The organism is Micromonospora sp. CPCC 206171, from assembly GCF_036906755.1.
GTDB classification, from domain to species: domain Bacteria; phylum Actinomycetota; class Actinomycetes; order Mycobacteriales; family Micromonosporaceae; genus Micromonospora; species Micromonospora purpureochromogenes.
Window position 1 is genome coordinate 24,766 of record NZ_JBAKHT010000020.1, and the last position, 24,349, is coordinate 49,114.

Below are 24,349 nucleotides of genomic sequence, written 5' to 3' on the forward strand. Positions count from 1 at the left end.
GGGCGACGACCGGCAGGCAGACCAGTGGAGGGCGTCATCTCCGCGCAGTGTGACCGTTGTGGACGTACCGCCGCCGACGGCGACCGCTTCTGCGGTGGCTGTGGGACGGAGCTGGGTGCGCTCTGCCCGCACTGCCTGCGGCCGCTCGCCACCGACGCGGTGTTCTGCACCTCGTGCGGCGCGCCCCGCGCCGGTTCGGGCCGGCCCGTCGCGACCCCGCAGGAGGACCGCCGCCGGGTCAGCGTGCTCTTCGTCGACCTGATCGACTTCACGCCGTACGTCGAACGGGCCGACCCCGAGCAGGTCCGCGGCATGCAGACCGGCTTCTTCTCCGCCGCCAAGCGGGTCGTCGGGCAGTACGGCGGCGTGGTCGAGAAGTACATCGGCGACGCGGTGATGGCGCTGTTCGGCGCCCCGGTGGCCACCGAGACCGACGCGCTGCGCTGCGTGCGGGCCGGGCTGGAGCTGCAACGGGTGCTCACCCGGTTCGCCCCCACCGGCGCCGACGAGCTGCGCTTCCGGGTGGGCGTGGCGACCGGCGAGGCGCTGGTCGACGTGGCCGCCGCCCGCGACGGCGGGCAGGCCATCGTCGCCGGCGACGTGGTCAACACCGCCTCCCGGATGCAGTCGGTGTCGCCGCCCGGCGGGGTGCTGGTCTGCGGCAACACCCACGCGCTGACCAAGGACGCCATCCGGTACGCCGAGCAGCCGCCGGTCACCCTGCGCGGGCGTTCCTCGCCCACCGAGGTCTGGCTGGCCCTGTCCCCGGTACGCCGGCAGCCGACCGACCGGGAACCCGACGCCACCCCGCTGATCGACCGCGAACACGAGCTGGGCCTGCTGGTCAACGCCCTGCACCGGTCGCTGCGGGACCGCCGCCCCCAGGTGGTGACGCTCTTCGGCCGGGCCGGCATCGGCAAGAGCCGGCTGATCCGGGAGCTGTACCGGCACTCCGGGCGGCTGGTCGACGAACCGGTGAGCTGGCGTACCGGGCGGTGCCCGCCGTTCGGCGAGAACGTCACGTTCGCCGCGCTGGCCGACATCGTCAAGACCGAGGCCGGCATCCTCGACACCGACCCGGCCCTCACCGCGTCCCGCCGGCTGAGCGCGGCGGCGGCCGAGCTGGTCGGCCCGGGCGAGCGGGACCGGCTGGTCGACGCGCTGCGCCCGCTGGTCGGGCTCGCCGGCGTCACGCTGCCCGCCGAGGAGACCGAGTCGGCCTGGCGGCGGTTCCTGCTGGCGCTGGCCGCCCGCCGTCCCACCGTGCTGGTCTTCGAGGACCTGCACTGGGCCGACGACGCGATGCTGCGCTTCGTCGAGCTGCTCGGCGCCGCGGCCCGGGACGTGCCGCTGCTGCTGCTCTGCACCGCCCGCCCGGAGCTGGTGGACCGGGACCCGAGCTGGGCGGGCACCATCACCGGCTCGGTGACGATCACCCTCCCGCCGCTGCGTGACACCGGCATCGCCTCGCTCTACGCGCACATGTTCGGCCAGGCGGCCTTCTCCGCCGACATGCTCAGCCCGCTGATCGAGGTGGCCGGGGGCAACCCGCTCTACGCCCACGAGTACGTGCGGATGCTGATCGAACAGGGCGCGCTGCGCCAGTCCGGGCGGGGCTGGTCGCTGGAGAAGCACCTCGAACTGCCGATGCCGGAGAGCGTGCACTCGGTCATCGCCAATCGCGTCGACCTGCTCGACGCCAAGGACCGCGCGGTGCTGCTGGCCGCCTCGGTGGTCGGCGTGCAGTTCTGGCCGGGGGCGGTGGCCGCCGCGCTGGGCCAGCCGGTCGAGTCGGTGGAGCGGTCGCTGCGCCGGCTGGAGCAGCGCGACTTCGTCCACGAGCAGGCGGCGTCCACGATGGCCGGGCAGCCGGAGTTCCGGTTCCGGCACGTACTCGTGCGCGACGTCTGCTACCAGCGGCTGCCGCGTACCGAGCGGGTGGCCCGGCACGAGCGGACGGCGGGCTGGCTGGACGCGCTGTCGCAGAGCCGGGACACCGACCTGGCCGAGGTGCTGGCGCACCACCGCTGGGCGGCCCACGAGATCGCCCGCACGCTGGGCATGCCGATCCAGCGGTACGCCGGCCCCGCGCGGGCCGCGCTGCACCGGGCGGCCCGCCGCGCGTACGCCCTGCACGGGCTGGACGCCGCGGCCAGCCACGCGGGCCGCGCCCTCGGCCTGGCCGACGACAGCGACCCGGTCGACCGGCTGCAACTGGAGCTGCTGAGCACCGAGATCTCGTTCTACCGCGACGGCAACGCCTTCCTGTCCGGCGGCGGCCCGGAGCAGCTGCACGCGCTGGCCGACCGGCTGCTCGCGCACGGCGACGACGCCTGCGCCGCCCGGGCCTGGACGCTGCTCGGCCAGGCCGCCTGGCTGCGCGCCGACCGCAGTGCCGCGGTGGCCTGCCTGGACCGGGCGGTCGCGCTCTTCGCGCCGCTGCCGGACAGTGCCCAGAAGGCGGACGCGCACGCCGAGCTGGGCCGGCTGCACATGCTCAACTACGAGCGGGACGCGGCGGTGGCCGCCGCCGAGACGGCGGCCGGGATCGGCGAGCGGCTGGGCCTGGCGGAGATCCGCACCAACGCCCGGATCACCGCGGCCACCGCTCGCTACCAGGCCGGTGACCGGGCCGGCCTGGACGAGCTGCACGCGCTGGTCGAGCTGAGCCGAGCCCAGCAGCTGCTGGCCCTGCCCCGGGCGTTGCAGAACCTCGCCTTCGCGCTGCGCGAGGAGGGCGACTGGCTGCGCTCCGACGCGCTGCTGTCGACCGCGCCGGCCGCCCGGGGCAGCGGGCAGACGCTGGCCACCAGCTACTCCGGCGAGGCGATGCGGGCGTACTTCGACGGGGACTTCGGCCGGCTGCTGGCCGCCGCCGACGCGTTCGTGGACACCCCCACCGGCGGCTGGGACATGCAGGTGCGCGGCCTGCGCTCGTGCCTGCTGGTGCTGCGGGGCCTGCCGGTGCCGCCGGCACCGCGCCCGCTGCCGGCCGCCGGCGACGGGCCGGCCGCCGTGGGGGCCGAGCGGCACCGCGACGACGTGGCGGCGGCGCTGGAGACGGCCCGCCGCAGCGGCTTCCACCGGCCGTACTGGACGATGCTCGGGATGGCCGCGCTCTGCCGGGCCTTGCAGGGACGACTCGACGAGGCCGCCGCGCTGGTGGAGGAGCTGGCCGAGGCGTGGACGGCCGTGCCGGCGCTGGCCAGCGGCGAGTGGATCGCGGCGGCGGCGTACGCGGCGACGCTGGCCGGCCGGGACGCCGCCGTACGGGTCCGGGCGATGCTGGACCAGTTGGCCCACCGCACCCCGTGGTCGGAGGCGGCGCTGCGCACCGTGACCGGGGCGCTGGCCGCGGCGGACGGCGACCACCGGCGCGCCGGCGAGCTGCACCTGGCCGGGGCGGAGATCTACGCCCGCATCCCGGACGTCACCGACCGGGTGCTTGCCCTGGCGCTGGCGGCGGCGGAGCTGACCCTGGCCGGCGACCCGGCGGCCCGGGCGCCGCTGGCCGAGGTGCGCACCTTCGCCCTGCGCAACGACGCCCCCGGGCTACTGGACCTGGCCCGCGGCCCCGTCCCGCAGGCCGGCCCCGCCCTGGCCTCCTGACCCCCACCCCCTCGCCCACCCACCACCCGGGCCCAAGATCCGCCCACTTTCACGGAAAGAGTGGCTATTCCGCGCGGAATAGCCACTCTTTCCGTGAAACTGCCCGCTCACGGCGGCATGTGGCGTGATGGGTCGGCGGTGGGGTTGGTCAGGCGGCGATCGGTTCGCGGGTGACCGGCTCGGTGGGGGGCTGGTTCTTGAGCTTGGCGGCGTACATGTCGATGTACTCGCGACCGGAGAGTTCCATCAGCTCGTACATGATCTCGTCGGTCACCGCCCGCTCGACGAAGCGGTCGCCGGCCAGGCCGGCGTAGCGGGAGAAGTCCAGCGGCGGGCCGAACCGGATCCGGACCCGGGCGATCTTGGGGATCAGCTTGCCGGGCGGCTGGATCTCGTCGAGGTTGAGCATCGCCACCGGCACCACCGGGGCACCGCTCTCCAGCGCGAGCCGGGCCACCCCGGTCTTGCCCCGGTAGAGCCGCCCGTCGGGCGACCGGGTCCCCTCCGGGTAGATCCCGGCGACGCCGCCGGCCCGCAGCACGCTGAGCTGGGTGTCCAGGGCCGCCTGGGCGGCGCGGCCGCCGGAGCGGTCGACCGGGATGCAGCCGGTGCCGGCGAAGAACGCCTTGGTGAGCCAGCCTTTGATGCCCTTACCGGTGAAGTATTCCGCCTTGGCCACGAAAGTGACTTTTCGCGGCACGATCAGCGGGGTGAAGATCGAGTCCGAGAACGACAGGTGGTTGCTGGCGAGGATCACCGGACCGGTCTCCGGTACGTGGTGCAGCCCCTCCACCCGGGGACGGAAGATCAGCCTGAGCAGCGGGCCGAGGATGATGTACTTCATCAGCCAGTACAGCAACGGTGTCCTTCCGGAGCAGGGGCGGGCGACACCACCGGAGAATCGGGCCGGTGGGCTGCCGGGCGGGCCCGGCGACCGCGCCGGGAATGGCCGTCGGTCGGTGGGATCGTCGGCCCTGAGCCTACGAACCGGGAGCGGCACGCCACAACGCACTCCCGGAACCGGGTCCGGACGTGTCACGATTCAGGGCACGGCGTACGGGGCGCCGACACAACCTGCACCGTGAGGTGCGCCGAGGAGGATGTCCGGTGTCAGCGGGTGGGGCCCGCCGGGGGCGGCGGGACAACGGGCTCGACGCGAGCGAGTACGCCGTCGCGGGCGACGTCGATCCGCGCGTCGGCGAGCACCTGCTCGACGTGCTCGCCGCCGGCGGGATCGCGGCCTACCTCCAGCCGTCGGCCGACCTCAACCCGATCACCCGCACCACCACCGTCCCGGCCCGCCCGGTCGACCGGCTCTACGTGGACCGCTCGCACCTGACCACCGCCCGGGACTACCTCACCCAGCTCGCCGACGAGTCGACCCCGGAGCCGCCGCGCGGCGAGCCGGACGTCGACGCCGAGTGGGACCGGATCGTCGCCGCGTTCCACACCGCCCCGGCCGCCGGCAGCCACCCCTGGCCCGCCGCCGAGGACGTCGACGACGACCCGACCGGCCCGACCGGCCCGGCCGGCGCGCCGGCGACCCGCACCGAGGAGGCCACCGGCCCGACCGCCACCGACGTGCGGCGGCTGCCGTACGCGGCGGACATCTCCGGCGTCTCGGTGGGCCGGCCGCGGGCCGAGGAGCCCTCGCTGCTGGACGGTCTGGACACCTTCGGCGCCGACCTGCCGGGCGATCCGGACGAGGGCTACACCCCGCCCCCGCCCCCGCCGCTGCCCCGGGTGTCGAAGTACGCGGTGGTCGGCGTGCTGGCGATCGTGCTCGGCTTCGTGCTCTTCCTCAACCCGGCGCTGCTGCCGGTGGACGCCTCGGTGGTGACCCTGCTCGGGTTCACCGGCATCCTCGCCGGCTTCGTCACGCTGATCTGGCGGCTGCGCCCCGGCGACGAGGACGACGAGGATCCCGACGACGGCGCCGTCGTCTGACGCTCCCGGCGTCCGATCGGCACGCTTCGCCCGTATCCCGGGACGGTCAGGGCCCCCGCGGCCGAGGTAACAGTGGTGTAACTTACGGTCAGTAGGAATACCGCTGTCCGTCACTTCCCCCTCCGGCCGGCTGCCCGGTTGTTCCTCCCTCGCGGTGGTCGGCCCACTGCGGATCGGAATGCCCGAGATGCGACCGACTTCCAGTTCCCTCGTGGTGGTGGCCAATCGGCTCCCCATCGACGACAGCGTGGCGCCCGACGGCGCCTGCGAGTGGCGCCGCAGCCCCGGTGGGCTGGTCAGCGCGCTGCACCCGCTGCTGCGACACACCCCGGCCACCTGGGTCGGCTGGGCCGGCGGCACCGGTCCCGCGCCCCGCCTGCCCGACATCGACGGCGTCCGGATGCATTCCGTCGCGCTCACCGCCGAGGACCTGCGCGACCACTACGAGGGCTTCGCCAACGCCACCCTCTGGCCGCTCTACCACGACGCCGTCGAGCAGCCGGTGTACCACCGCCGCTGGTGGGAGGCGTACCAGCGGGTCAACCAGCGGTTCGCCGAGGCGGCCGCGGCGGTGGCCGAGCCGGGCGGTCTGGTCTGGGTGCAGGACTACCACCTGCAACTGGTACCCGCCCTGCTCCGGGCGCTCCGGCCGGACCTGCGGATCGGCTTCTTCCTGCACGTGCCGTTCCCACCGCCGGAGCTGTTCATGCAGCTGCCCCGGCGGGCCGAGCTGCTGCGCGGCATGCTCGGCGCCGACCTGATCGGCTTCCAGCGGGCCCAGGCCGCGCACAACTTCGCCCAGCTGGTGGTGAAGGTGCTCGGCCTGCCGGCCACCGACCGGCGGATCGGCGTCGACGACCGGGTGGTGCGGGTCGGGGCGTACCCGGTCTCGATCGACACGGCCGAGATGGCCGCGCTCGCCGGCCGTCCCGACGTGACCGCCCGGGCCCGCCGGCTGCGCCACGACCTCGGCGACCCGCAGCAGGTGATCCTCAGCGTCGACCGGATGGACTACACCAAGGGCATCGAGCAGCGGCTCAAGGCCTACAGCGAGCTGCTGGCCAGCGGCGACGTCAAGGTCCGGGACACGGTGCTGGTCCAGGTGGCGGTGCCCAGCCGGGAGCGGGTCGGCCAGTACCAGATCCTGCGGGACCGGGTGGAGCGCGAGGTCGGCCGGATCAACGGCGAGTTCGGCCGGGTCGGCGAGCCGGCCATCCACTACCTCACCCAGCCCTTCGACCGCGCCGAACTGGCCGCCCTCTACCGGGTCGCCGACGTGATGGCGGTGACCCCGCTGCGGGACGGGATGAACCTGGTCGCCAAGGAGTACGTCGCCGCCCGGGTGGACGACACCGGCGCGCTGCTGCTCAGCGAGTTCGCCGGCGCGGCGGCCGAGCTGGAGCAGGCGTACCTGGTCAACCCGCACGACCTGGAGGGCCTGAAGCAGATGCTGCGCACCGCGCTGCGGGCCGGCCCGGACGACGTCGGCGACCGGATGCGGGCGATGCGGGCGCACCTGCACCGCCACGACATCCGCGCCTGGGCCCGCTCCTACCTCAGCGCCCTGGACCAGACCGGCTCGCTGGTGACCCGGCTGGGCAGCACCGGCTGATCCCGGTCACCCCCGCTGCGGGTCCTTGACCAGCCAGTCGAGGATCGCGTCGATCGGTTCCCGCCACCGGGCGTCGAGCATCAGGTCGTGCCCCATGCCCGGGAAGAGCAGCGGAGCCGAGCCGTACCGGCGGGCGGCCCGGGTCAGCGCGGCCGGCGGCACCACCCGGTCGTCCGGGCTGCCCAGCACCAGCACCGGCGGGCGACCGACCGCCGGCTCGGCCTCCCGGCCGGCCAGCAGCTGCCACTGCGCGCGCCGCCCGGCCCGGCCGAGCCGCGCGACGTGCCGGCGGGCGTCGGCCTCGGGCAACTCCCCGCTGAACAGCTGCCGGCGGTGCAGCCGCAGGCCGGCACCGAACAGCGCGGGCAGCGTGCCGACCGGGTTGCGGCGCAGCGCCACGCCGGCCGTCGACCAGCCGCCCAGCACCGGCGCGGCCAGCACCGCGGCCCGCGCCGGGTAGCGCGCCAGCGCGTGGGTCACCACGAGCGCCCCGGCGCCGTGCCCCACCAGCACCGCCTGGCGCGGCAGGCCCGCCGCCACCTGGACCACGTCATGGGTGTACGCCCGCAGCGTCGCCTCCGGCGCCGGCTCGCTGCCGCCGTGCCCGCGCAGGCTCAGCGCGTACGCCGGGAAGCCGCGCGACGCGGCGTGCTCCAGCCAGTGCTCGGCGAACGCCCAGGCCCCGTGCCCGAAGCCGGGGACGAAGAGCAGCGGCGGCCGCCCCTCCTCCAGCTCCGGGACCGCGCCCAGCACCTCCCGCCGGGCCGGGCGGACCGGACGGGCCCACTCCCGGCCCCGCATGATCCGCAGCCGCTCGCTCACCGGGCCTGCCTTTCGTTCGCGACTGCGGGACTCCGCTGCGCTGCGTTCCTCGCGCTCACCGGACACCCTCCAGCTCGTGCAGGGCGCGCTGGACGGCGCGCAGGTAGTCGGCGTGGCCCACCTCGAACCAGTGCCGGCTGCTGTCCTTGACCTTGCCGGAGTACCGCTCCCCGGCGCCGGCCGCCACCTTGGACGCGAACGCGGCGGCCCGCTCCGGGCGGCCGAGCCGGGCCTGGAGCAACCGGGCGAAGAGCACGGTCTGCCAGTGCGACAGGGTGAAGATGCCGGAGTCCGGCTGCACCAGGCCGGCCACCGCGAGCGTCGGGTACCCCGGGACGAGGGCGTTGAGCCAGAGCCGGGGGCGACCCGAGGCGTCGTCGTCGCCGAGCACCTTCGGGTCGAGGAACTCGAAGCGGGGCAGGTAGCCGGTGGCGAAGACGACCAGTTCCGGGTCGATCTCCCGCCCGTCGGTGAGGGTGACCCCGCCGGCGTGGAACCGGGCCAGCTCCGACACCGGGGTGATCTCGCCGTGGCCGACGTAGTAGACCAGCTGGCTGTTGGCGATCGGGTGGGTCTCGTAGACCCGGTGGTCGGGCTTCGGCAGGCCGAACCGGGTCAGGTCGCCGACGGTCAGCCGCAGCGTCCAGTGGTAGAGCCACTGCCGGACCCGCAGCGGCACGCGCAGCGCGAGCAGGGCGTCGTTGACCTGGTCGGCCGGGCGGCCGAGGACGTACTTCGGGGCGTACCAGTAGCCGCGGCGGGTGGAGTGCCAGCAGTGGGACGCCTGCTGGGCGGCCTCGACCGCGATGTCGCAGCCGGTGTTGCCCGCGCCGACCACCAGCACCCGCTTGCCGCGCAGCTGCGCGGGGTCCTTGTAGGACGAGGCGTGCATGACCTCGCCCCGGAACTCCTCCAGCCCCTCGTAGCGGGGCAGCTTCGGCGACCAGTTGTGCCCGTTGGCGACCACCACCGCGGCGTAGCGGGAGGTGCGCTCCGGGCCGTACCCGCCGGTGCTGCGGGTGGTGACGTCCCAGCGGTCGCCGGTGACCGGCTCGACCCGGACGACCTCGGTGCCGAACCAGATGTGCTGGCGCAGGTCGAAGTGGTCGGCGTAGCGCTCGAAGTAGGACAGCAGCTGGCTGTGGTGCGGGTAGTCCGGCCAGGAGTCCGGCATCGGGAAGTCGGGGAACTGGGTGAACGGCCGCGAGGAGATCAGGTGGGTGCTGGCGTACACCGGGCTGCGGTCGTGCCGCCAGTTCCACGCGCCGCCGACGCCGGTCTCCCGCTCGTAGCAGTCGACGCCGAAGCCGTGCTCTTTCAGGTTCTTCACGGCGGTCAGGCCGCTGGCGCCGGCGCCGATGACGCAGACCGTGTCGCCCCGGTCGGAGACCGGGCGGCCGTCCCGGCTCGGGGTGAGCGTGGTCTCCGGATCGGGCCGGCCGTGCTCGGTGGAGGGGGGCACCGGGGAATCTCCTTATGTGCGGCACGAACGCCGGTTCGACGGGCATCCTCCCCGTACCCGGAGCCGGTTGTCCAGCCCGGCACTCCGGGCGCGCACCGGCGCCGGGCTCAGGCGGTGGCCGGCAGGAGCAGGTCGACCAGGACCGGGAAGTGGTCACTGGCCCGCCGGGTGAGCGGGGTGTCGACCACGTCGTAGCCGACCACGGTGGCCCGGGGATCGACGAAGAGCGCGTCGATGCGCCGGCGCGGGTTGGCGCAGGAGTAGGTGTGCCGGTCGGCGGCGCCGGCGGCCACCGCCGCGTCGGTCAGTCCCGTGCCGACGGTGCGCCAGGCCGCCCCGTCCGGGCCCTCGTTGAGGTCCGCGCCCAGCACCACCGGCAGGTCGGCGCCGGCCAGCTCGCGCTTGAGCAGCGCGGCCTGGCCGGGCCGCTCGGCCGGGTCGGTGGACAGGTGCGAGCCGGCCAGCAGGAACCGCGCGCCGCCGACCGCGCACTCGGCGTACGCCGCGCCGCGCAGGTGCCGCCCGGGGGTGAGCGGGAACCGCTGGCAGCGGGTGGCCAGCACCCGCACCCGGAGGCTGGTGAGCAGCAGGTTGCCCAGCGACGGCAGGCCACCGGCGGCCACCACCAGGCCGAAGGACTCGGCGAGGGTGGCGCAGCGCTGCCGCCAGCGGAACCGGCGGGGTGCCTCCTGCACGATCACCACGTCGGGGGCCGCCTCGCGGACCACCGCCGCCAGCGCGGCCGTGTCGTCACGCTGGCTGTGGATGTTGTACGACACCACCCGCAGCCGGACGCCGCCGGCGGGGGCCGGCGCGACGGTCACAGCCGGCGGGCGAGGTCGGCGGCACCGATGACGCCGGCGGTGTTGCCCAGCTCGGCGGGGCGCACCTCGGCCACCGGGAGCCGGCTGCGCTGCGCCAGCGCGTCGGTGAACGAGCGCCGGGTCGGGCCGAGCAGCAGGTCGCCGGCCTCGACGACGCCGCCGCCGACCACCAGCACCTGCGGGTCGAGGATCTGGGCCATGTCGGCGAGGCTGGTGCCGAGCCAGCGACCGACCTGGGCGAACGCCTCGGCGGAGACCGGGTCGCCGGCCTTCGCGGCGGCGGTGACCATCCGGCCGGTGACCGCCTCGGCGTCGCCGCCGGCCAGCTCCAGCAGGGCGGTGGCGCGCTGCGGCTCCTGCCGGGCGCCGGCCCGGGCGAAGCGGACCAGGGCGCTGCCGCTGGCGTACTGCTCGATGCAGCCGAGCCGGCCGCAGCCGCACAGGTGGCCGTCCGGGACGGTCAGCATATGGCCCAGCTCGGCCGCGATGCCGTTGGCGCCGCGCAGCAGCTCGCCGCCGAGCACGATGCCGCCACCGACTCCGGTGCCGATGGTGAACATGACCATCGAGTCGTCGGCGTCGCGGGCCGCGCCGTAGCGGAACTCGGCCCAGGCGGCCACGTTGCCGTCGTTCTCCACGATCACCGGCAGGCCGGTGGCGGTGCTGACGTACTCGCGCAGCGGTTCGTCCCGCCAGGCCAGGTTGGGGGCGAACAGCACGGTGGAGCGGGAGGCGTCGATCCAGCCGGCCGCGCCGATGCCGACCGCGTCGATATCGTGCCCGATCGCCAGTTCGGTGACCAGCTCGATGATGACGTCGCGGGTCTTGCCGACGTCGTCCGCGGGGGTGTCCCGTCGGGCCTGCACGAGAACCTTGCCGGTGTCGTCCACGACACCGCCGGCCACCTTCGTGCCACCGACGTCGACTCCGATGGTCAGCGTCACCGCTGCCACTCCCCTCTGCTGTGCTGCCCGACATCGGCCGGACCGGCCGGCTGCGATGTCGGATGTCCCGTGTTCAGGCCTCGTCGCCTGGTGCGTCCCCGCCCGCGCCGGCCGGCGCTCGCGAGGCGGGCACCACCGGACGGTCGGCCGTCGACCGGACCTGGGCCGGTGCGACCGGCCCGGCGTCGTCGACGGGCGCGGCGGCGGCCGGCACGACCACGTCCTCCGCCCGCGTGGCGGCGGACCAGACGTCCCGCTCCGGCGCCGACGGAGAATCATGCCCGGTACGGGTCGCCTCGCGCCACACGTGGTCGGCGTCGGCGTCCGACCCGGCGGCGGGTCCGGGCGCGCCGGCCGCTCCGGCCGCCCTGTCCGTGGCTTCCCCGCTGTCGGCGGGAGCGAACGCGCGCAGCAGACTGGCGATCCCGGCGGCCAGATCACCCGCGCCGGTGGCGAGCCGCTCGGCGAATTCCGGACTCGGATCGCGGAGCGCCGCGATACCGCGGCAGACCGGACAGACGCAGCATTCCGGCGATCCGGTGGCGAATCCCCCGGTGCCGCCGGCGCCCCCGGCCGGGCCGGACGCGCCGCCACTGTGACCGAGGACACCGCTGAGGATCCCACCGAGCGGACCCCACGGACCGCCGCCGGAGCCGGCGTTGGCCAGCCGTGCCGTGGCGAGCAGCGTGGCGACGAGCCGCTCGGCCTCCTCCCGGGCGGAGCCCGGTTGCGTACCCGCCATCGTCGGCTCCTCTACCGTGCCGCCGGCTGCGTCACTGTGCCGCACCGGCTGCTTCTACCCGGCGCTTGAGCTGCTTCAACGCCGTATCCATGATCATTTTCTCGGCCTTGCGGCGAAACATGCCGAGCATGCCGACCGACAGCTCGACCTCGAGGGTGTAGGTGACCGTCGACGTCCCGTCCGGGTTGCCGACGATGTCGTACGACCCGCGCTGGGACTTCTGCATCTTCGACGGCGCCACCAGGTGCCACTCGATCCGGGACAGGTCCTCGGCGTACTCGTACGCCAGCACGTACTCGTCGGCCATCACGCCGGCGTCGATGGTGAAGTGGACCTGGCTGGCGTAGCCGTCCTCGTACTCCTCGACCACCTCGGCCCGGCGCACCGCCTCGGTCCACTCGGGGTAGCTCGCGAAGTCGCAGATGACCGCCGCCACCCGGTCCGGTGACGCGCCGATGATGATCGACTGGGTGGAGGAGTCCGCCATGGGGGGAGGCTACCCGGAGCGACCCCGGCGCGCGGCGCTTGACCCCGGCCACGCGCGCCGCGCCGGGCCGCCGGCCCCGGGACGGCGGCGTCCCACCAGGCGGGCGGGCAACCTCCCTACCTCACCCACCCGGGCGTGCGGGTAGGTTTCGACAAAGCCGACCCGCCACGGCGGCCGGCCCGGCCAGTGCGAGCACGAGGGAGTGCAGGTGCGCGAGTTCTCCGTCCCGCCGATCGTCACCATCGGCGACGCGGCCAACCTGACCGACCCGGTCTGGGACAACGCCGAGGCCGCGCCGGACGCGGTCCAGTTCGTCCGGCCCGCCCGCGCCGAGGGTGCCGCCCAGGTGGACGTGACCTGCCGGCAGTTCCGCGACGAGGTCGTCGCTGTGGCCCGCGGCCTGGTCGGCTCCGGCATCAACCCGGGCGACCGGGTCGCGCTGATGAGCCGCACCCGCTACGAGTGGACCCTGCTCGACTACGCCATCTGGGCGGCCGGCGCGGTCACCGTGCCCATCTACGAGACCTCCAGCGCCGAGCAGGCCGCCTGGATCCTCGCCGACTCCGGCGCGGTCGCCGTCGTGGTGGAGTCCAACGCGCACGCCACCCTGGTCGCCGGCGTCCGCGACCGGTTGCCCGAGCTGCGCCAGGTCTGGCAGATCGAGCTGGGCGGGGTGGACGAGATCGCCGCGGCCGGCGCGTCGGTCGAACCGGAAGAGGTCGAGCGGCGCCGCACGGCGGTCCGCTCCGCCGACGTCGCCACGATCATCTACACCAGCGGCACCACCGGCCGGCCCAAGGGCTGCGTGCTGACCCACCGCAACATGTACGCCGACATCGCCAACGCCGTGCCGGTGCTGCCGAACCTGTTCCGGCCCGGCGCGTCGACCCTGCTCTTCCTCCCGCTGGCGCACGCCTTCGCCCGGCTGATCCAGATCGGCGTGGTGCAGGCCCGGGCCACCATGGCGTACTGCCCCGACACCAAGAACCTGGTCGCCGAGCTCCAGGCGTTCAAGCCGACCTTCGTGCTCTCCGTACCCCGGGTCTTCGAGAAGGTCTACAACGGCGCCCGGCAGAAGGCCGAGGCGGACGGCAAGGGCAAGATCTTCGACCGGGCCGAGCGGGTGGCCATCGCCTACAGCGAGGCGCTGGAGACCCCCGACGGCCCCGGCCTGACCCTGCGCGCCCAGCACGCGCTCTTCGACAAGCTGGTCTACCGCAAGCTGCGCGCCGCGCTCGGCGGCCGCTGCCGGGACGCGATCTCCGGTGGCGCCCCCCTCGGCGCCCGGCTCGGGCACTTCTTCCGCGGCATCGGGGTGACCATCTGCGAGGGCTACGGCCTGACCGAGACCTCCCCCGCCGCCGCCGCGAACCTGCCCACCGCCACCCGGATCGGCACGGTCGGCCGGCCGCTGCCCGGCGTCACCATCCGGATCGACGACGACGGCGAGATCCTGATCTCCGGCGACCTGATCTTCCAGGGCTACTGGCGCAACGAGGCGGCGACCGCCGAGGCGATCACCGACGACGGCTGGTTCCGCACCGGCGACCTGGGCCACATCGACAGCGACGGCTTCGTCAGCATCACCGGCCGCAAGAAGGAGATCATCGTGACGGCCGGCGGCAAGAACGTCGCCCCGGCCGTGCTGGAGGACCAGGTGCGGGCGCACCCGCTGGTCAGCCAGTGCCTGGTGGTCGGCGACCGGCAGCCGTTCATCGCCGCGCTGGTCACCGTCGACGAGGAGGCCCTGCCGAAGTGGCTGGCCTCGCACGGCCTGCCGGAGGACACCCGGGTCGAGGAGCTGCTCGACCACGAGGAGCTGCTGGTCGAGATCCAGGGCGCGGTCGACGTGGCCAACCAGGCGGTCTCCAAGGCCGAGGCGATCAAGGTCTTCCGGATCCTGCCCCGGGACTTCACCGAGGCCACCGGCGAACTGACCCCGTCGCTCAAGGTCAAGCGGCAGGTCGTGCACAAGACGTACGCGTCCGAGATCGCCGAGATCTACCGGAGCTGACTACCATCCGTCACGTGCCCGCCTCCACACCCGTCCGGCCCCAGCCGTATCCCCTCGCCGCCGCGGCGCGCGGGATCATGCTCGTCCTGGTCGGCGCCCTGACCCTGATCGCCACCCGCGACCCCGCCCAGCTCTGGTGGATCGCCCTGCTGGCGGCCGCCGGCCTGCCGGCGGTGCTCGCCCCCGGGCACCGGCTGCTCGGCCCGCTCAGCCGGGTCGCCGAGGCGGTGGTGCTGGGACTGGCCGCCAGCCAGGTCGCCGCCGAGTCCACCCTCGGCGGATCGGTCGGTGGGCTCGGCGCCTCGGCGGTGCTGCCCTACCTGGCGGTGCCGGTGACGGTGACCGCGCTGCGCCGCCGCTTCCGCGAGGGAGCCGCGCTGCTCGGCGTCGCCGCGGCGACCCTGCTGATCGCCGGGGCGTTCACCGAGGTGGACGGCGGGCGGCAGCTCGGCCAGCCCGGCTACCTGGCGGTCTGCGCCCAGTGGCTGATCCTGGCCGGGCTCGGGCTCTACGCGGCCGGCACGCTGCACCAGGTGATGCGGGTCCGCGGCGAGGGCAAGCCACAGCCGTACGCGGAGGCGACCCGGCTGCTGACCCAGCTGCGCACGGTCGCCCGGCAGCTGCCCGGCGCGACCCTGGACCCGGGCGGCATCTCCGAGCACCTGCTGGAGGAGCTGCGCGGCGTCGCGCCCAACAACCGGGCCGCGGTGCTCTCGGCCAGCGGCGGCGGCCGGCTCGTGGTGCTCGCCCAGGTCGGGGTGGACCGGGTGGACTGGGAGACGACGCTCGACGCGGACTCCGCCATCGCCGACGCGTGGGCCAGCCAGCAGCCGCAGACCGCGGCCCGGTCGCAGGCCCGCTCGCACCGCGGCGGGGACGTCTCGGCGCTGATCGTGCCGCTGGTCGCCGGCGTGCGTACGGTCGGGCTGGTGGTCCTGGAGGCGGACGCCGCGCATGCGTACCCGCCGCCGGTGGTGTCCCGGGTGACCGCGCTGACCGGCCCCGCCGCGCTGCGGCTGGAGGCGGCGCTGCTCTTCGACGAGGTGCGCTCGCTGGCCACCAACGAGGAGCGGCAGCGGCTGGCCCGGGAGATCCACGACGGGGTCGCCCAGGAGCTGGTGATGGTCGGCTACGGCATCGACAACGCCCTGGCCACCGTCCACGACGACGCCGACGAGACCGCCGAGGGGCTGCGTACGCTGCGCGGCGAGGTGACCCGGGTGATCACCGAGCTGCGGCTGAGCCTGTTCGAGCTGCGCAGCGAGGTGGACCGGCACGGCGGCCTGGCCGCCGCGATCGCCGAGTACGCGCGTACCGTCGGCGCCTCCGGCGGCCTGCGGGTGCACCTGTCGCTGGACGAGTCCACCGCCCGGCTGCCCGCCGCCACCGAGGCCGAGTTGCTGCGCATCGCGCAGGAGGCGGTCACCAACGCGCGCAAGCACGCCGGGGCCTCGAATCTCTGGGTCACCTGCGAGGTGGACCCCCCGTACGCGCAGATCGAAGTGTCGGATGACGGTCACGGCATCGGTGACCAGCACGCGGACGGGCACTACGGTCTTGCGATCATGGCCGAGAGAGCGGAACGTATCCGGGGCCGGTTGGAGATCAGGCCGCGGCAGCCCAGCGGCACGACCGTGGCGGTGGTGGTCGGTTCCTCGCCCCGGCGCGATAACGTGCGTGGCAGCGCAGCAGCAGAAGGGGAGTAACCCGAGGATGACCACAAGCCCGACACCGGCCACTCGTACCAAGGTCCTCCTTGTCGACGATCACGACCTGATCCGCAAGGGGCTTCGGCACGCCTTCGAGCGCGACCGGCAGTTCGAGGTCGTCGGCGAGGCCGCCACGGCGGCGGAGGGCGTACGCCAGGCTGGCGCGCTGCAGCCGGACGTCGTCATCATGGATCTGCGCCTTCCGGACGGCAGTGGCCTCGAGGCCACCCGGGCCCTGCGCAAGTCCAGCGCGTCGATGGGGATCGTCGTGCTGACCATGTACGCCGGTGACGACCAGCTCTTCGGCGCGCTGGAGGCCGGGGCGAGCGCGTTCGTGCCGAAGACCGCGCCGGCCGACGAGGTGGTGGCCGCCGCCCGGCACGCCGCCTCCTCTCCCAGCGCCTTCACCGCGGCCGACCTGGCCGAGGCGATGAAGCGCCGGCTGGCCCCGTCCGGTCCGCAGCTCTCCCCCCGCGAGGGGCAGGTGCTGCGGCTGCTGGCCGACGGCATGAGCGTGGCCGGCATCGCCAAGCAGCTCTTCGTCAGCGAGTCCACCGCCAAGACCCACATCTCGAAGCTCTACGAGAAGCTGGGTGCGGCCAACCGCGCCCAGGCGCTGATGACGGCGCTGCGGCTGGGCCTGCTCGAGGCCCCGGACGCGCCGAAGTTCTGAGGGCTCCGGCCCGTCGTCGAGAGGTCCGCGCCGCCCGCCGGTCGCGGACCTCCCGCCTGTCCGGGGCGCGGCCGCGGCAGCGCCGCCAGCGCCCTGAGTGAGCAGACCGTCGCGCAACGACCGTGGTCTTTGCACCGGGGCGAAGCGAGGGCAGAATACCCGGGTGGCCCGCGCGGGCGACATCCTCGCGTTTGTCAACTAAAGGGGTGGGCATGCAGCGGCCGGACTGGGCACCCGACGACATCGACATCGAGCGCCCCAGCGTCGCCCGCATGTACGACTACTACCTCGGCGGCTCGCACAACTTCGCGGCCGACCGGGCGGCGGCCCGGGCGATGATGGAGGCGGTCCCCGAGGCCCCACTGATGGCCCAGGCGAACCGGGCGTTCATGCGGCGGGCGGTGCAGTACCTGGTCGACTCCGGGGTCCGCCAGTTCCTCGACATCGGCTCGGGCATCCCCACCGTCGGCAACGTGCACGAGATCGCCCAGCGCGCCGCGCCCGACTCCCGGGTGGTCTACGTCGACGTCGACCCGGTGGCGGTGGCCCACAGCCGAGAGATCCTGCAGGGCAACCCCGGCGCCACGGTCGTCCAGGAGGACCTGCGCCGCCCGGCGGCGATCCTCAGCCATCCCGAGGTGACCAAGCTGCTCGACCTCTCCCAGCCGGTGGCCGTGCTGATCGTGGCGGTGCTGCACTTCGTCCCGGACGCCGACCGGCCGGAGGAGATCCTGCGGACGCTGCGCGAGACGCTGGCCCCGGGCAGCTACCTGGTGCTGTCGCAGGCCACCGACGAGGACCGGGGCCACACCGGCGAACGGGCCGAGGCCGAGCGGGTCTACCGCCGCACCGACAGCCCGCTCTCGATCCGCAGTCGGGCCGAACTGACCGCGCTCTTCGACGGCTTCACGCTGCTCGAACCGGGCGTGGTGTGGGTGCCGCAGTGGCGGCCGGAGTCGCCGGAGAGCGCCGAGGACGCCGCGCAGGCGGTCTTCATGGGTGGCGTCGGACGCCTCGGTGGGTGAGACGCCGGACCTGCCGGGGCACCCGTCGCGCCCCGGCGTGTTCGCTCGCGCCTGGGCCAAGGCGGTCTCGGGCACCAGCTACCTGCCGATGACCCAGGCGCAGCTGGAGCTGCTGCTGCAACGGCTCACCGAGCGGTTGGCCGGTGCGCTGCGGGCCGAGCCGTTCGACCCGCGCGTCGGGCACCAGGTGGGCGCGGAGCTGGTCGCCGCCCACATCGCCTCGGCCGAGGGTCTCGGCCGCACCATGGAGGTCATCCAGCTCCGCCTGATCCGCGACCTGGGGCTGGTCGCCGACGACGTCGAGGACCGGATGGCCCGGCTGCTGGCCACCGTCGCCACCGGCTACGCCCGGGCGCTGCGCGACCGGACACTCGACGAGCAGGAGTCGATCCGTCGGGCCGCGATGGTGGCCCGGGCCCAGGCCGAGCGGGCGCTGCGCGACAGCGAGTCCCGCTTCCGCCACCAGGCCACCCACGACCCGCTGACCGGCCTGCCCAACCGGGTCCTGTTCACCGAGCGGCTCACCGCGGCGATCGGCGCGCCGAGCCGGTGCGCCGACCGGGTGGGCGTCTGCTTCCTCGACCTCGACCGGTTCAAGGTGGTCAACGACTCGCTCGGGCACCAGGTCGGCGACGCCCTGCTGATGTCGGTGGCGCGGCGGCTGCGCGCGGCGCTCGGCGAGCACCTGCTGGCCCGTCTCGGCGGCGACGAGTTCGTCATCCTGGTCGAGCGCACCGCCCGGGTCGACGACGCGGTCGCGGTCGCCGAGGCGGCGCTGGCCGTGCTCGCCGAGCCGGCCCTGGTCGACGGGCACGAGCTGACCGTCACCGCCAGCATCGGCATCGTGGAGCGCCCGGTGGCCGGCACCACCCCCGGCGAGCTGATGCGGGCGGCCGACAGCACCCTGCACTGGGCCAAGGCGGCCGGGGGCGCCCGCTGGTCGGTGTTCGACCCGGACCGGCACCGCGCCGACCTGGCCCGGTACGCCCTCGCCGCGGCGATGCCCGCCGCGATCGACCGGGGCGAGTTCTTCCTCGACTACCAGCCGCTGACCTCGCTGCGCGACGGCACCATGCTGGGCGTGGAGGCGCTGGTCCGCTGGCGCCACCCGGAGCTGGGGGTGCTGCGGCCGGACAGCTTCATCGGGCTGGCCGAGGAGACCGGCCTGATCGTCCGGCTCGGCGGCTGGGTGCTCGCGGAGGCCTGCCGCGAGGCGGAGAGCTGGGGCACGCCGGCACCCTTCGTCAGCGTCAACCTGGCGGTCCGCCAGGTGCACCGGCCCGGCCTGGTGCAGGAGGTGCGCGGCCTGCTGGCGGCCACCGGCCTGCCGCCGGAACGGCTCCAGCTGGAGATCACCGAGAGCACCATGATGAGCACCGCGGAGGAGCCCGTCCGGGCCCTGCGGGTCCTGGCCGACCTCGGCGTACGGATCGCCATCGACGACTTCGGCACCGGCTACTGCAACCTGGCGTACCTGCGGGACCTGCCGGTGACCGAGCTGAAGGTGGCCGGGGAGTTCGTCACCGGGCTGCGCGCGCCGGCGGTCGACCCGGCCAGCCGCACCGACGAGCGGATCCTCGCCTCGCTGGTGTCGCTGGCCCACGCGCTCGACCTGACCGTCACCGCCGAGGGGGTGGAGACGGCCGGGCAGGCCGAACGGCTGCGGGCGATCGGCTGCGACGCCGGCCAGGGCTGGTACTTCGGGCGGCCGGGGCCGGCCGAGGGCTGCCTCGGCCGCTCCCCCGCGCTGTCCACCGTGGCCGGTGCCGAGCCGCTGGCCTCAGCCGGGTAGCGACGGCCCGGCGGCGGTACGCCGCGGCGCCCGGCCCGGCACCGGCAGCTGGCTGTCGTCCCCGTTGAGGTACGTCAGCACCGCCAGCACCCGCCGGTTGTCGTCGTCCGACGGCGGCATCCGCAGCTTGCTGAAGATGTTGTTGATGTGCTTGCTGACCGCCTTCTCGGTGACGAAGAGCCGCGCGGCGATCGCCGCGTTGGACCGTCCCTCGGCCATCAGGCCCAGCACCTCGCGCTCGCGGGCGGTCAGCTCCTGCAACGGCTCGGCCCCGGACCGGCTGGCCAGCAGCTGGGAGACCACCTCCGGGTCCATCACCGTGCCGCCGCCGGCCACCCGGCGTACCGCGTCGACGAACTGGGCCACGTTGGAGACCCGGTCCTTGAGCAGGTAGCCGACGCCACCGGCGCGGTCGGAGAGCAACTCCCGGGCGTAGAGCTGCTCGACGTGCTGGGAGAGCACCAGGATCGGCAGGCCGGGGATCTCGGCGCGGGCTCCGATGGCGGCCTGCAACCCCTCGTCGGTGAAGGTCGGCGGCAGCCGCACGTCGAGCACCGCCACGTCCGGGCGGTGGGTGACCAGGGCCGACAGCACCGACGGTCCGTTGTCGACGGCCGCGACCACCTCGAAGTCGAACGCCTCGAGGATGCGGGTCAGCCCGTCCCGGAGGAGGGCGAGGTCTTCGGCGATGACAACTCGCAAGGCAGCTCCATGGTCACGACTGTGGGCCCGCCGGGCGGACTGGTCACCACCATCGTTCCATCAAAGGCCGCGAGCCGTCGTCCGATCCCGGCCAGGCCGCTGCCCGCCGCCGGATCGGCGCCGCCCCGGCCGTCGTCACCCACCACCATGGTCAGTCGACCGTCGCCGTAGCTCAGCTGGATCCAGGCGTGCGTGGCGCCGCTGTGCTTGGTGACGTTCGCCAGCCCCTCGGCCACCGCGAAGTACGCCGCGGACTCCACCGGCGCCACCGGGCGGCCCGGCAGGTCCACCTCGACCGCCACCGGCAGCGGCACGGCGAGCGCGAGCGCCCGGACCGCGCCGTCCAGGCCGCGCTCGGCGAGCACCGGCGGGTGGATGCCGCGCACCAGGCCGCGCAGCTCGACCAGGGCCTGACCGCTGGTCTCCCGCGCCTCGGCCAACAGCTTCCCGGCGGCCGTCGGGTCCTGCTCCAGCAGTTGCTCGGCCAGGCCGATGCTCATGCTCAACGCGACCAGCCGGGCCTGCGCCCCGTCGTGCAGGTCCCGCTCGATGCGGCGCAGCTCGGCCGCCTGAGCGTCGACGGTGTCGGCCCGGGTGACGGTGAGCTGGCGGACCCGCAGCGCCAGCTCCGCCGCCCGGGTGGGGGCCAGGAAGAGCCGGGCGAAGCGCAGGTGCAGCCAGACCAGCCAGGGGGCGACGGCCAGGCCGCCGAGCAGCAGCAGCCAGCCCTGCGGCAGCGCGGCCAGCGCCTCGGCCAGGTTGGTCATCGGCCAGAACAGGCCGTATCCGTAGGAGTCGGCGAGGAGGTAGAGCAGCAGCGGCACCCCGAGCGAGCCCTCCAGCCCGTACAGCGGCAGGGCGAACCCGAGCAGGCACGCCCCGCCGGTGACCGCGCCGGGGACCAGCCAGGCGAAGTCCCGCCAGGTGGCCGGGTCGCCCACCACCCACCGGAAACGCCGCCAGGTGCCGAACTGCGCCCCCTCGGGCAGCGGCCGGTACGGCGTCGCGATGGGTACGCCGCCCCACCGGGCCAGCCGGCGCTGCAACCCGATCGACAGCCGCACCAACGCCGTCGCCATCGGGAACAGCGCGAAGCCGATGCCGAAGGCGGGGATGAGCAGCAGCGACACCAGCGACAGCACGAACAGCGCGACGTTGGTGGTCAGGGAGAGCACGGCGACGGCCAGGCCCTGCAGGGCGGCGGTCGCGCCGGGCCGGACCGTCTGGCGGGCGAACTCTCGTACGGGGCTGTCCACGGGTTCCATTCTCGGGCACGACCGCCCCGGGCTCGGTGGTGCTAGGACCACCGGCGTCGGGGACGTGGCACTCCTGTCCGCACGCCCGCCGGCCAGAAGGATCTGAGGCAGGAAGCGAACCCGATCCTCGGAGGAACCCGACATGTCCCGGCAAAGACTGGCCGGTCTGCCGTCCGGCCGACGCAGCAAGTACGCCCTGATCGTCTTCTGGCTGGTCCTCGTCGCGGTGGCCGGCCCGCTCTCCATCAAGCTGAGCGAGGTGCAGAACAACGACACGCTCGGCCTGCTGCCCGCCAGCGTGGAGAGCAGCCGGGCCGTGGAGCGGGCCGAGGCGGCCTTCCCGGACTCGAAGAAGCCCGTGGCGATCGCCGTCTACGTCCGCGACAGCGGCCTCACCGACGCCGACCGCGCCAAGGCCGAGGCCGACCGTGCCGTCTTCGTCCGGTACGCCGACGGCGGCGCGGTGTCGCCCCTGGTGCCCAGCGAAGACGGGAAGGCGCTGCTGGTGTCCTTCCCGGTCGCCGGTGACGACACCCAGCGCCCGGAGGCGGTGACCGACGTCAAGGAGCGCCTCGCCCTCGACCAGCCCGCCGGCCTGCGTACCGCGCTGACCGGCGACGCGGCGGCGGAGAGCGACGTCCTCGACGCCTTCGGCGGGATGGACACCACGCTGCTGCTGGCGACCGCGGCCACCGTCGCGGTGCTGCTGCTGGTCACCTACCGCAGCCCGGTGCTCTGGCTGATCCCGCTGGTCACCGTCGGCATCGCCAACCAGTTCGCCGGCGGCATCGTGTACCTGATGGCGAAGTACGGCGGGGTGACCGTCGACTTCCAGAGCCAGACCATCCTGACGGTGCTGGTCTTCGGCGTCGGCGTGGACTACGCCCTGCTGCTGATCGCCCGGTACCGCGAGGAGCTGCGCCGGCACGCCGACCGGCACGAGGCGATGCGGGTGGCACTGCGCCGGTCGTTCGGCGCGATCTGCGCCTCGGCCGCGACCGTCGCGATCGGACTGCTCTGCCTGCTCGCCGCCGACCTGCCGTCCACCCGTGGCCTCGGTCCGGTCGGCGCGGTCGGCATCGGCGCCGCCCTGCTCGCGATGACCACCCTGCTGCCGGCGGTGCTCGTCCTGTGCGGCCGGTGGCTCTTCTGGCCGTTCGTGCCGCGCTACACGCCGACCGCCGTCAGCGCCGACGTCACCGCCGACCACGGGCTCTGGCGCCGGATCGCGGGGCTGGTCGGGGGCCGTCCCCGCGCGGTCTGGATCGGCACCGCGGCGGCGCTCGTCGCGCTGACCTTCGGCATCGGCAACCTCAGCATCGGCCTGCCCAACGAGGAGTCCTTCACCTCCGAGGTCGGCTCGGTGACCGGCCAGCGGCTGATCGCCGCGCACTACCCGAGCGGTTCCGCGTCGCCGGCGGAGATCCTGGCCGCCGCCGGTGCGGCCGACCAGGTGATCGCCGCCGCCCGGGCGGTGCCCGGCGTCGCCCGGGTCGACGAGCCGGAGCGCTCGCCGGACGGCGCCTGGGTACGGGTCCCCGCGGTGCTGGCCGACACGCCGGACAGCGACGCCGCCATGGCGACCGTGCAGCGGCTCCGCACGGCGGTGCACGAGGTGCCCGGCGCCCAGGCGCTGGTCGGCGGAAGGACCGCCGTGCTGGTGGACGAGGAGCGCATCGTCGGCCGCGACAACCGGGTGGTCATCCCGCTGATCCTCGCCGTCGTCCTCGTCATCCTGGTGCTCCTGCTGCGGGCGCTGGTCGCGCCGCTGCTGCTGATGGTGAGCGTGGTGCTGTCGTACGCCGCCGCGATGGGGGCCGCCGGCTTCGTCCTGGACGCCCTGGGCTACACCAAGCTCTTCGTGGGCATCCCGCTGCAGGCGTTCCTGTTCCTCGTCGCCCTCGGCGTCGACTACACGATCTTCCTGATGACGCGGGCCCGGGAGGAGGCGGCGCAGCTGGGCCACCGGCCGGGCGTCCTGCGGGCGCTGACCGTCACCGGCGGCGTCATCACCAGCGCGGGGGTGGTGCTCGCGGCCACGTTCGGCGCGCTGGGCGTGCTGCCGCTGGTGCCGTCGATGCAGACCGGGGTGATCGTGGCCGTCGGCATCCTGCTCGACACGCTGCTGGTCCGCAGCCTGCTCATCCCGGCGCTGGCGCTCGACCTGGGCGCCCGCACCTGGTGGCCGGGGAAGCTGTCCCGGCGGACCGCCGCGACGCCCCCGGCCGCACCGGCCGAGCGGATCCCCGCCGGAGCCTGACCCACACCGCACCCTCCGCCGGACCGGGCGGGCCGGGCTTCGCCGCCCGGTCCGCCCGGTCCCCGCGTGCCGACTCCGGCACCACGAAGCCCGGCCGCCCCGTCTGCCGGGAGCCCAACACCGCGACACCCGGCCGCCCCGCATGCTTGGCGGAGATCGAGGCGCGGAGTCTCAACGAGGCTCACGTTCACGGCCGGACAGGCAAGCAGGCCACGACCCGGCACCGCGACCCCGGCCGCTGCCGTTTGATATGCGGACGCCGCACCGCTCCCGAGCCGCCACGGGCGTGTCGTGCCGGCCCGGCCGTCACTGAAAGAGCGTGATACCTCAGAGTCATATTGATACCTCTGCGGTATCGCGCTCGCAGTGGTGTCATGCCCCGGAACGGCGCGACCGCAATCCCGCGCGACCCGATCGGGCACGACGGGAGCGGGCACAACCGGAACCGACGCGACCGGAGCCGCACACC

18 protein-coding genes are annotated in these 24,349 nt (G+C 74.5%); 9 read left to right on the forward strand and 9 right to left on the reverse strand.

Annotated elements, in window-relative coordinates; genetic code table 11:
* Positions 1–24 precede the first annotated feature (24 nt).
* Entirely contained in the window at positions 25–3,609 is a 3,585-nt protein-coding gene (locus V6U89_RS21510; RefSeq protein WP_334573151.1) for an ATP-binding protein, read from the forward strand.
* 148 nt (positions 3,610–3,757) lie between these two features.
* Here the strand turns inward: V6U89_RS21510 and V6U89_RS21515 are convergent, their stop codons facing one another.
* Entirely contained in the window at positions 3,758–4,468 is a 711-nt protein-coding gene (locus V6U89_RS21515; protein WP_334573152.1) for a lysophospholipid acyltransferase family protein, read from the reverse strand.
* Between the two features lie 248 nt (positions 4,469–4,716).
* Between V6U89_RS21515 and V6U89_RS21520 the strand changes: the two genes are divergently transcribed.
* Together V6U89_RS21520 and V6U89_RS21525 are read left to right on the forward strand one after the other, a co-directional pair.
* Entirely contained in the window at positions 4,717–5,556 is an 840-nt protein-coding gene (locus tag V6U89_RS21520) for a DUF308 domain-containing protein (RefSeq protein ID WP_334573153.1), read from the forward strand.
* A gap of 178 nt (positions 5,557–5,734) precedes the next feature.
* Entirely contained in the window at positions 5,735–7,168 is a 1,434-nt protein-coding gene (locus V6U89_RS21525) for an alpha,alpha-trehalose-phosphate synthase (UDP-forming) (protein WP_334573154.1), read from the forward strand.
* Between the two features lie 6 nt (positions 7,169–7,174).
* On the opposite strand, the gene V6U89_RS21530 is transcribed toward V6U89_RS21525, so the two are convergent.
* The 6 genes from V6U89_RS21530 to V6U89_RS21555 form a co-directional block, all read right to left on the reverse strand.
* Entirely contained in the window at positions 7,175–7,969 is a 795-nt protein-coding gene (locus tag V6U89_RS21530) for an alpha/beta hydrolase (protein ID WP_442933969.1), read from the reverse strand.
* 76 nt (positions 7,970–8,045) lie between these two features.
* Positions 8,046–9,452: a flavin-containing monooxygenase gene (locus V6U89_RS21535; RefSeq protein ID WP_334573156.1), complete on the reverse strand. Its 1,407-nt coding sequence runs from the start codon at positions 9,450–9,452 to the stop codon at positions 8,046–8,048.
* Positions 9,453–9,559: 107 nt separating this feature from the next.
* Positions 9,560–10,276: an endonuclease/exonuclease/phosphatase family protein gene (locus V6U89_RS21540; protein WP_334573157.1), complete on the reverse strand. Its 717-nt coding sequence runs from the start codon at positions 10,274–10,276 to the stop codon at positions 9,560–9,562.
* Positions 10,273–11,220, reverse strand: coding sequence for an ROK family glucokinase (locus V6U89_RS21545; RefSeq protein WP_334573158.1), 948 nt, complete (start codon positions 11,218–11,220; stop codon positions 10,273–10,275). The genes V6U89_RS21540 and V6U89_RS21545 overlap by 4 nt, the downstream gene beginning before the upstream one ends.
* A gap of 73 nt (positions 11,221–11,293) precedes the next feature.
* Positions 11,294–11,962: a hypothetical protein gene (locus tag V6U89_RS21550; RefSeq protein ID WP_334573159.1), complete on the reverse strand. Its 669-nt coding sequence runs from the start codon at positions 11,960–11,962 to the stop codon at positions 11,294–11,296.
* A 31-nt stretch (positions 11,963–11,993) separates the two neighbouring features.
* Positions 11,994–12,449, reverse strand: coding sequence for an SRPBCC family protein (locus tag V6U89_RS21555; protein ID WP_334573160.1), 456 nt, complete (start codon positions 12,447–12,449; stop codon positions 11,994–11,996).
* A gap of 208 nt (positions 12,450–12,657) precedes the next feature.
* Between V6U89_RS21555 and V6U89_RS21560 the strand changes: the two genes are divergently transcribed.
* From V6U89_RS21560 to V6U89_RS21580, 5 genes are all read left to right on the forward strand, one after another.
* A complete protein-coding gene (locus V6U89_RS21560; protein ID WP_334573161.1) occupies positions 12,658–14,463 on the forward strand; it encodes an AMP-dependent synthetase/ligase in 1,806 nt (601 codons plus the stop codon).
* 14 nt (positions 14,464–14,477) lie between these two features.
* Positions 14,478–16,169 carry a sensor histidine kinase gene (locus V6U89_RS21565; protein ID WP_334573162.1) on the forward strand — a complete coding sequence of 564 codons (1,692 nt, stop codon included), beginning with the start codon at positions 14,478–14,480 and terminating at the stop codon, positions 16,167–16,169.
* 7 nt (positions 16,170–16,176) lie between these two features.
* Entirely contained in the window at positions 16,177–16,845 is a 669-nt protein-coding gene (locus tag V6U89_RS21570) for a response regulator transcription factor (protein ID WP_007072219.1), read from the forward strand.
* A gap of 212 nt (positions 16,846–17,057) precedes the next feature.
* Positions 17,058–17,870, forward strand: a complete 813-nt coding sequence (locus V6U89_RS21575) for an SAM-dependent methyltransferase (protein ID WP_179801083.1) — start codon at positions 17,058–17,060, stop codon at positions 17,868–17,870.
* Positions 17,871–17,958: 88 nt separating this feature from the next.
* Positions 17,959–19,662, forward strand: a complete 1,704-nt coding sequence (locus tag V6U89_RS21580) for a putative bifunctional diguanylate cyclase/phosphodiesterase (RefSeq protein ID WP_334573227.1) — start codon at positions 17,959–17,961, stop codon at positions 19,660–19,662.
* Here the strand turns inward: V6U89_RS21580 and V6U89_RS21585 are convergent.
* Positions 19,651–20,364 (reverse strand): response regulator transcription factor, encoded by a 714-nt coding sequence (locus tag V6U89_RS21585; RefSeq protein WP_334573163.1) that lies wholly within the window; start codon positions 20,362–20,364, stop codon positions 19,651–19,653. The two genes, V6U89_RS21580 and V6U89_RS21585, sit on opposite strands and share 12 nt — an antisense overlap.
* Complete coding sequence (locus V6U89_RS21590) at positions 20,316–21,620, reverse strand: sensor histidine kinase (RefSeq protein WP_334573164.1); 1,305 nt, start codon at positions 21,618–21,620, stop codon at positions 20,316–20,318. The genes V6U89_RS21585 and V6U89_RS21590 overlap by 49 nt, the downstream gene beginning before the upstream one ends.
* A gap of 142 nt (positions 21,621–21,762) precedes the next feature.
* Between V6U89_RS21590 and V6U89_RS21595 the strand changes: the two genes are divergently transcribed.
* Complete coding sequence (locus V6U89_RS21595; protein WP_334573165.1) at positions 21,763–23,880, forward strand: MMPL family transporter; 2,118 nt, start codon at positions 21,763–21,765, stop codon at positions 23,878–23,880.
* Positions 23,881–24,349: the final 469 nt, after the last annotated feature.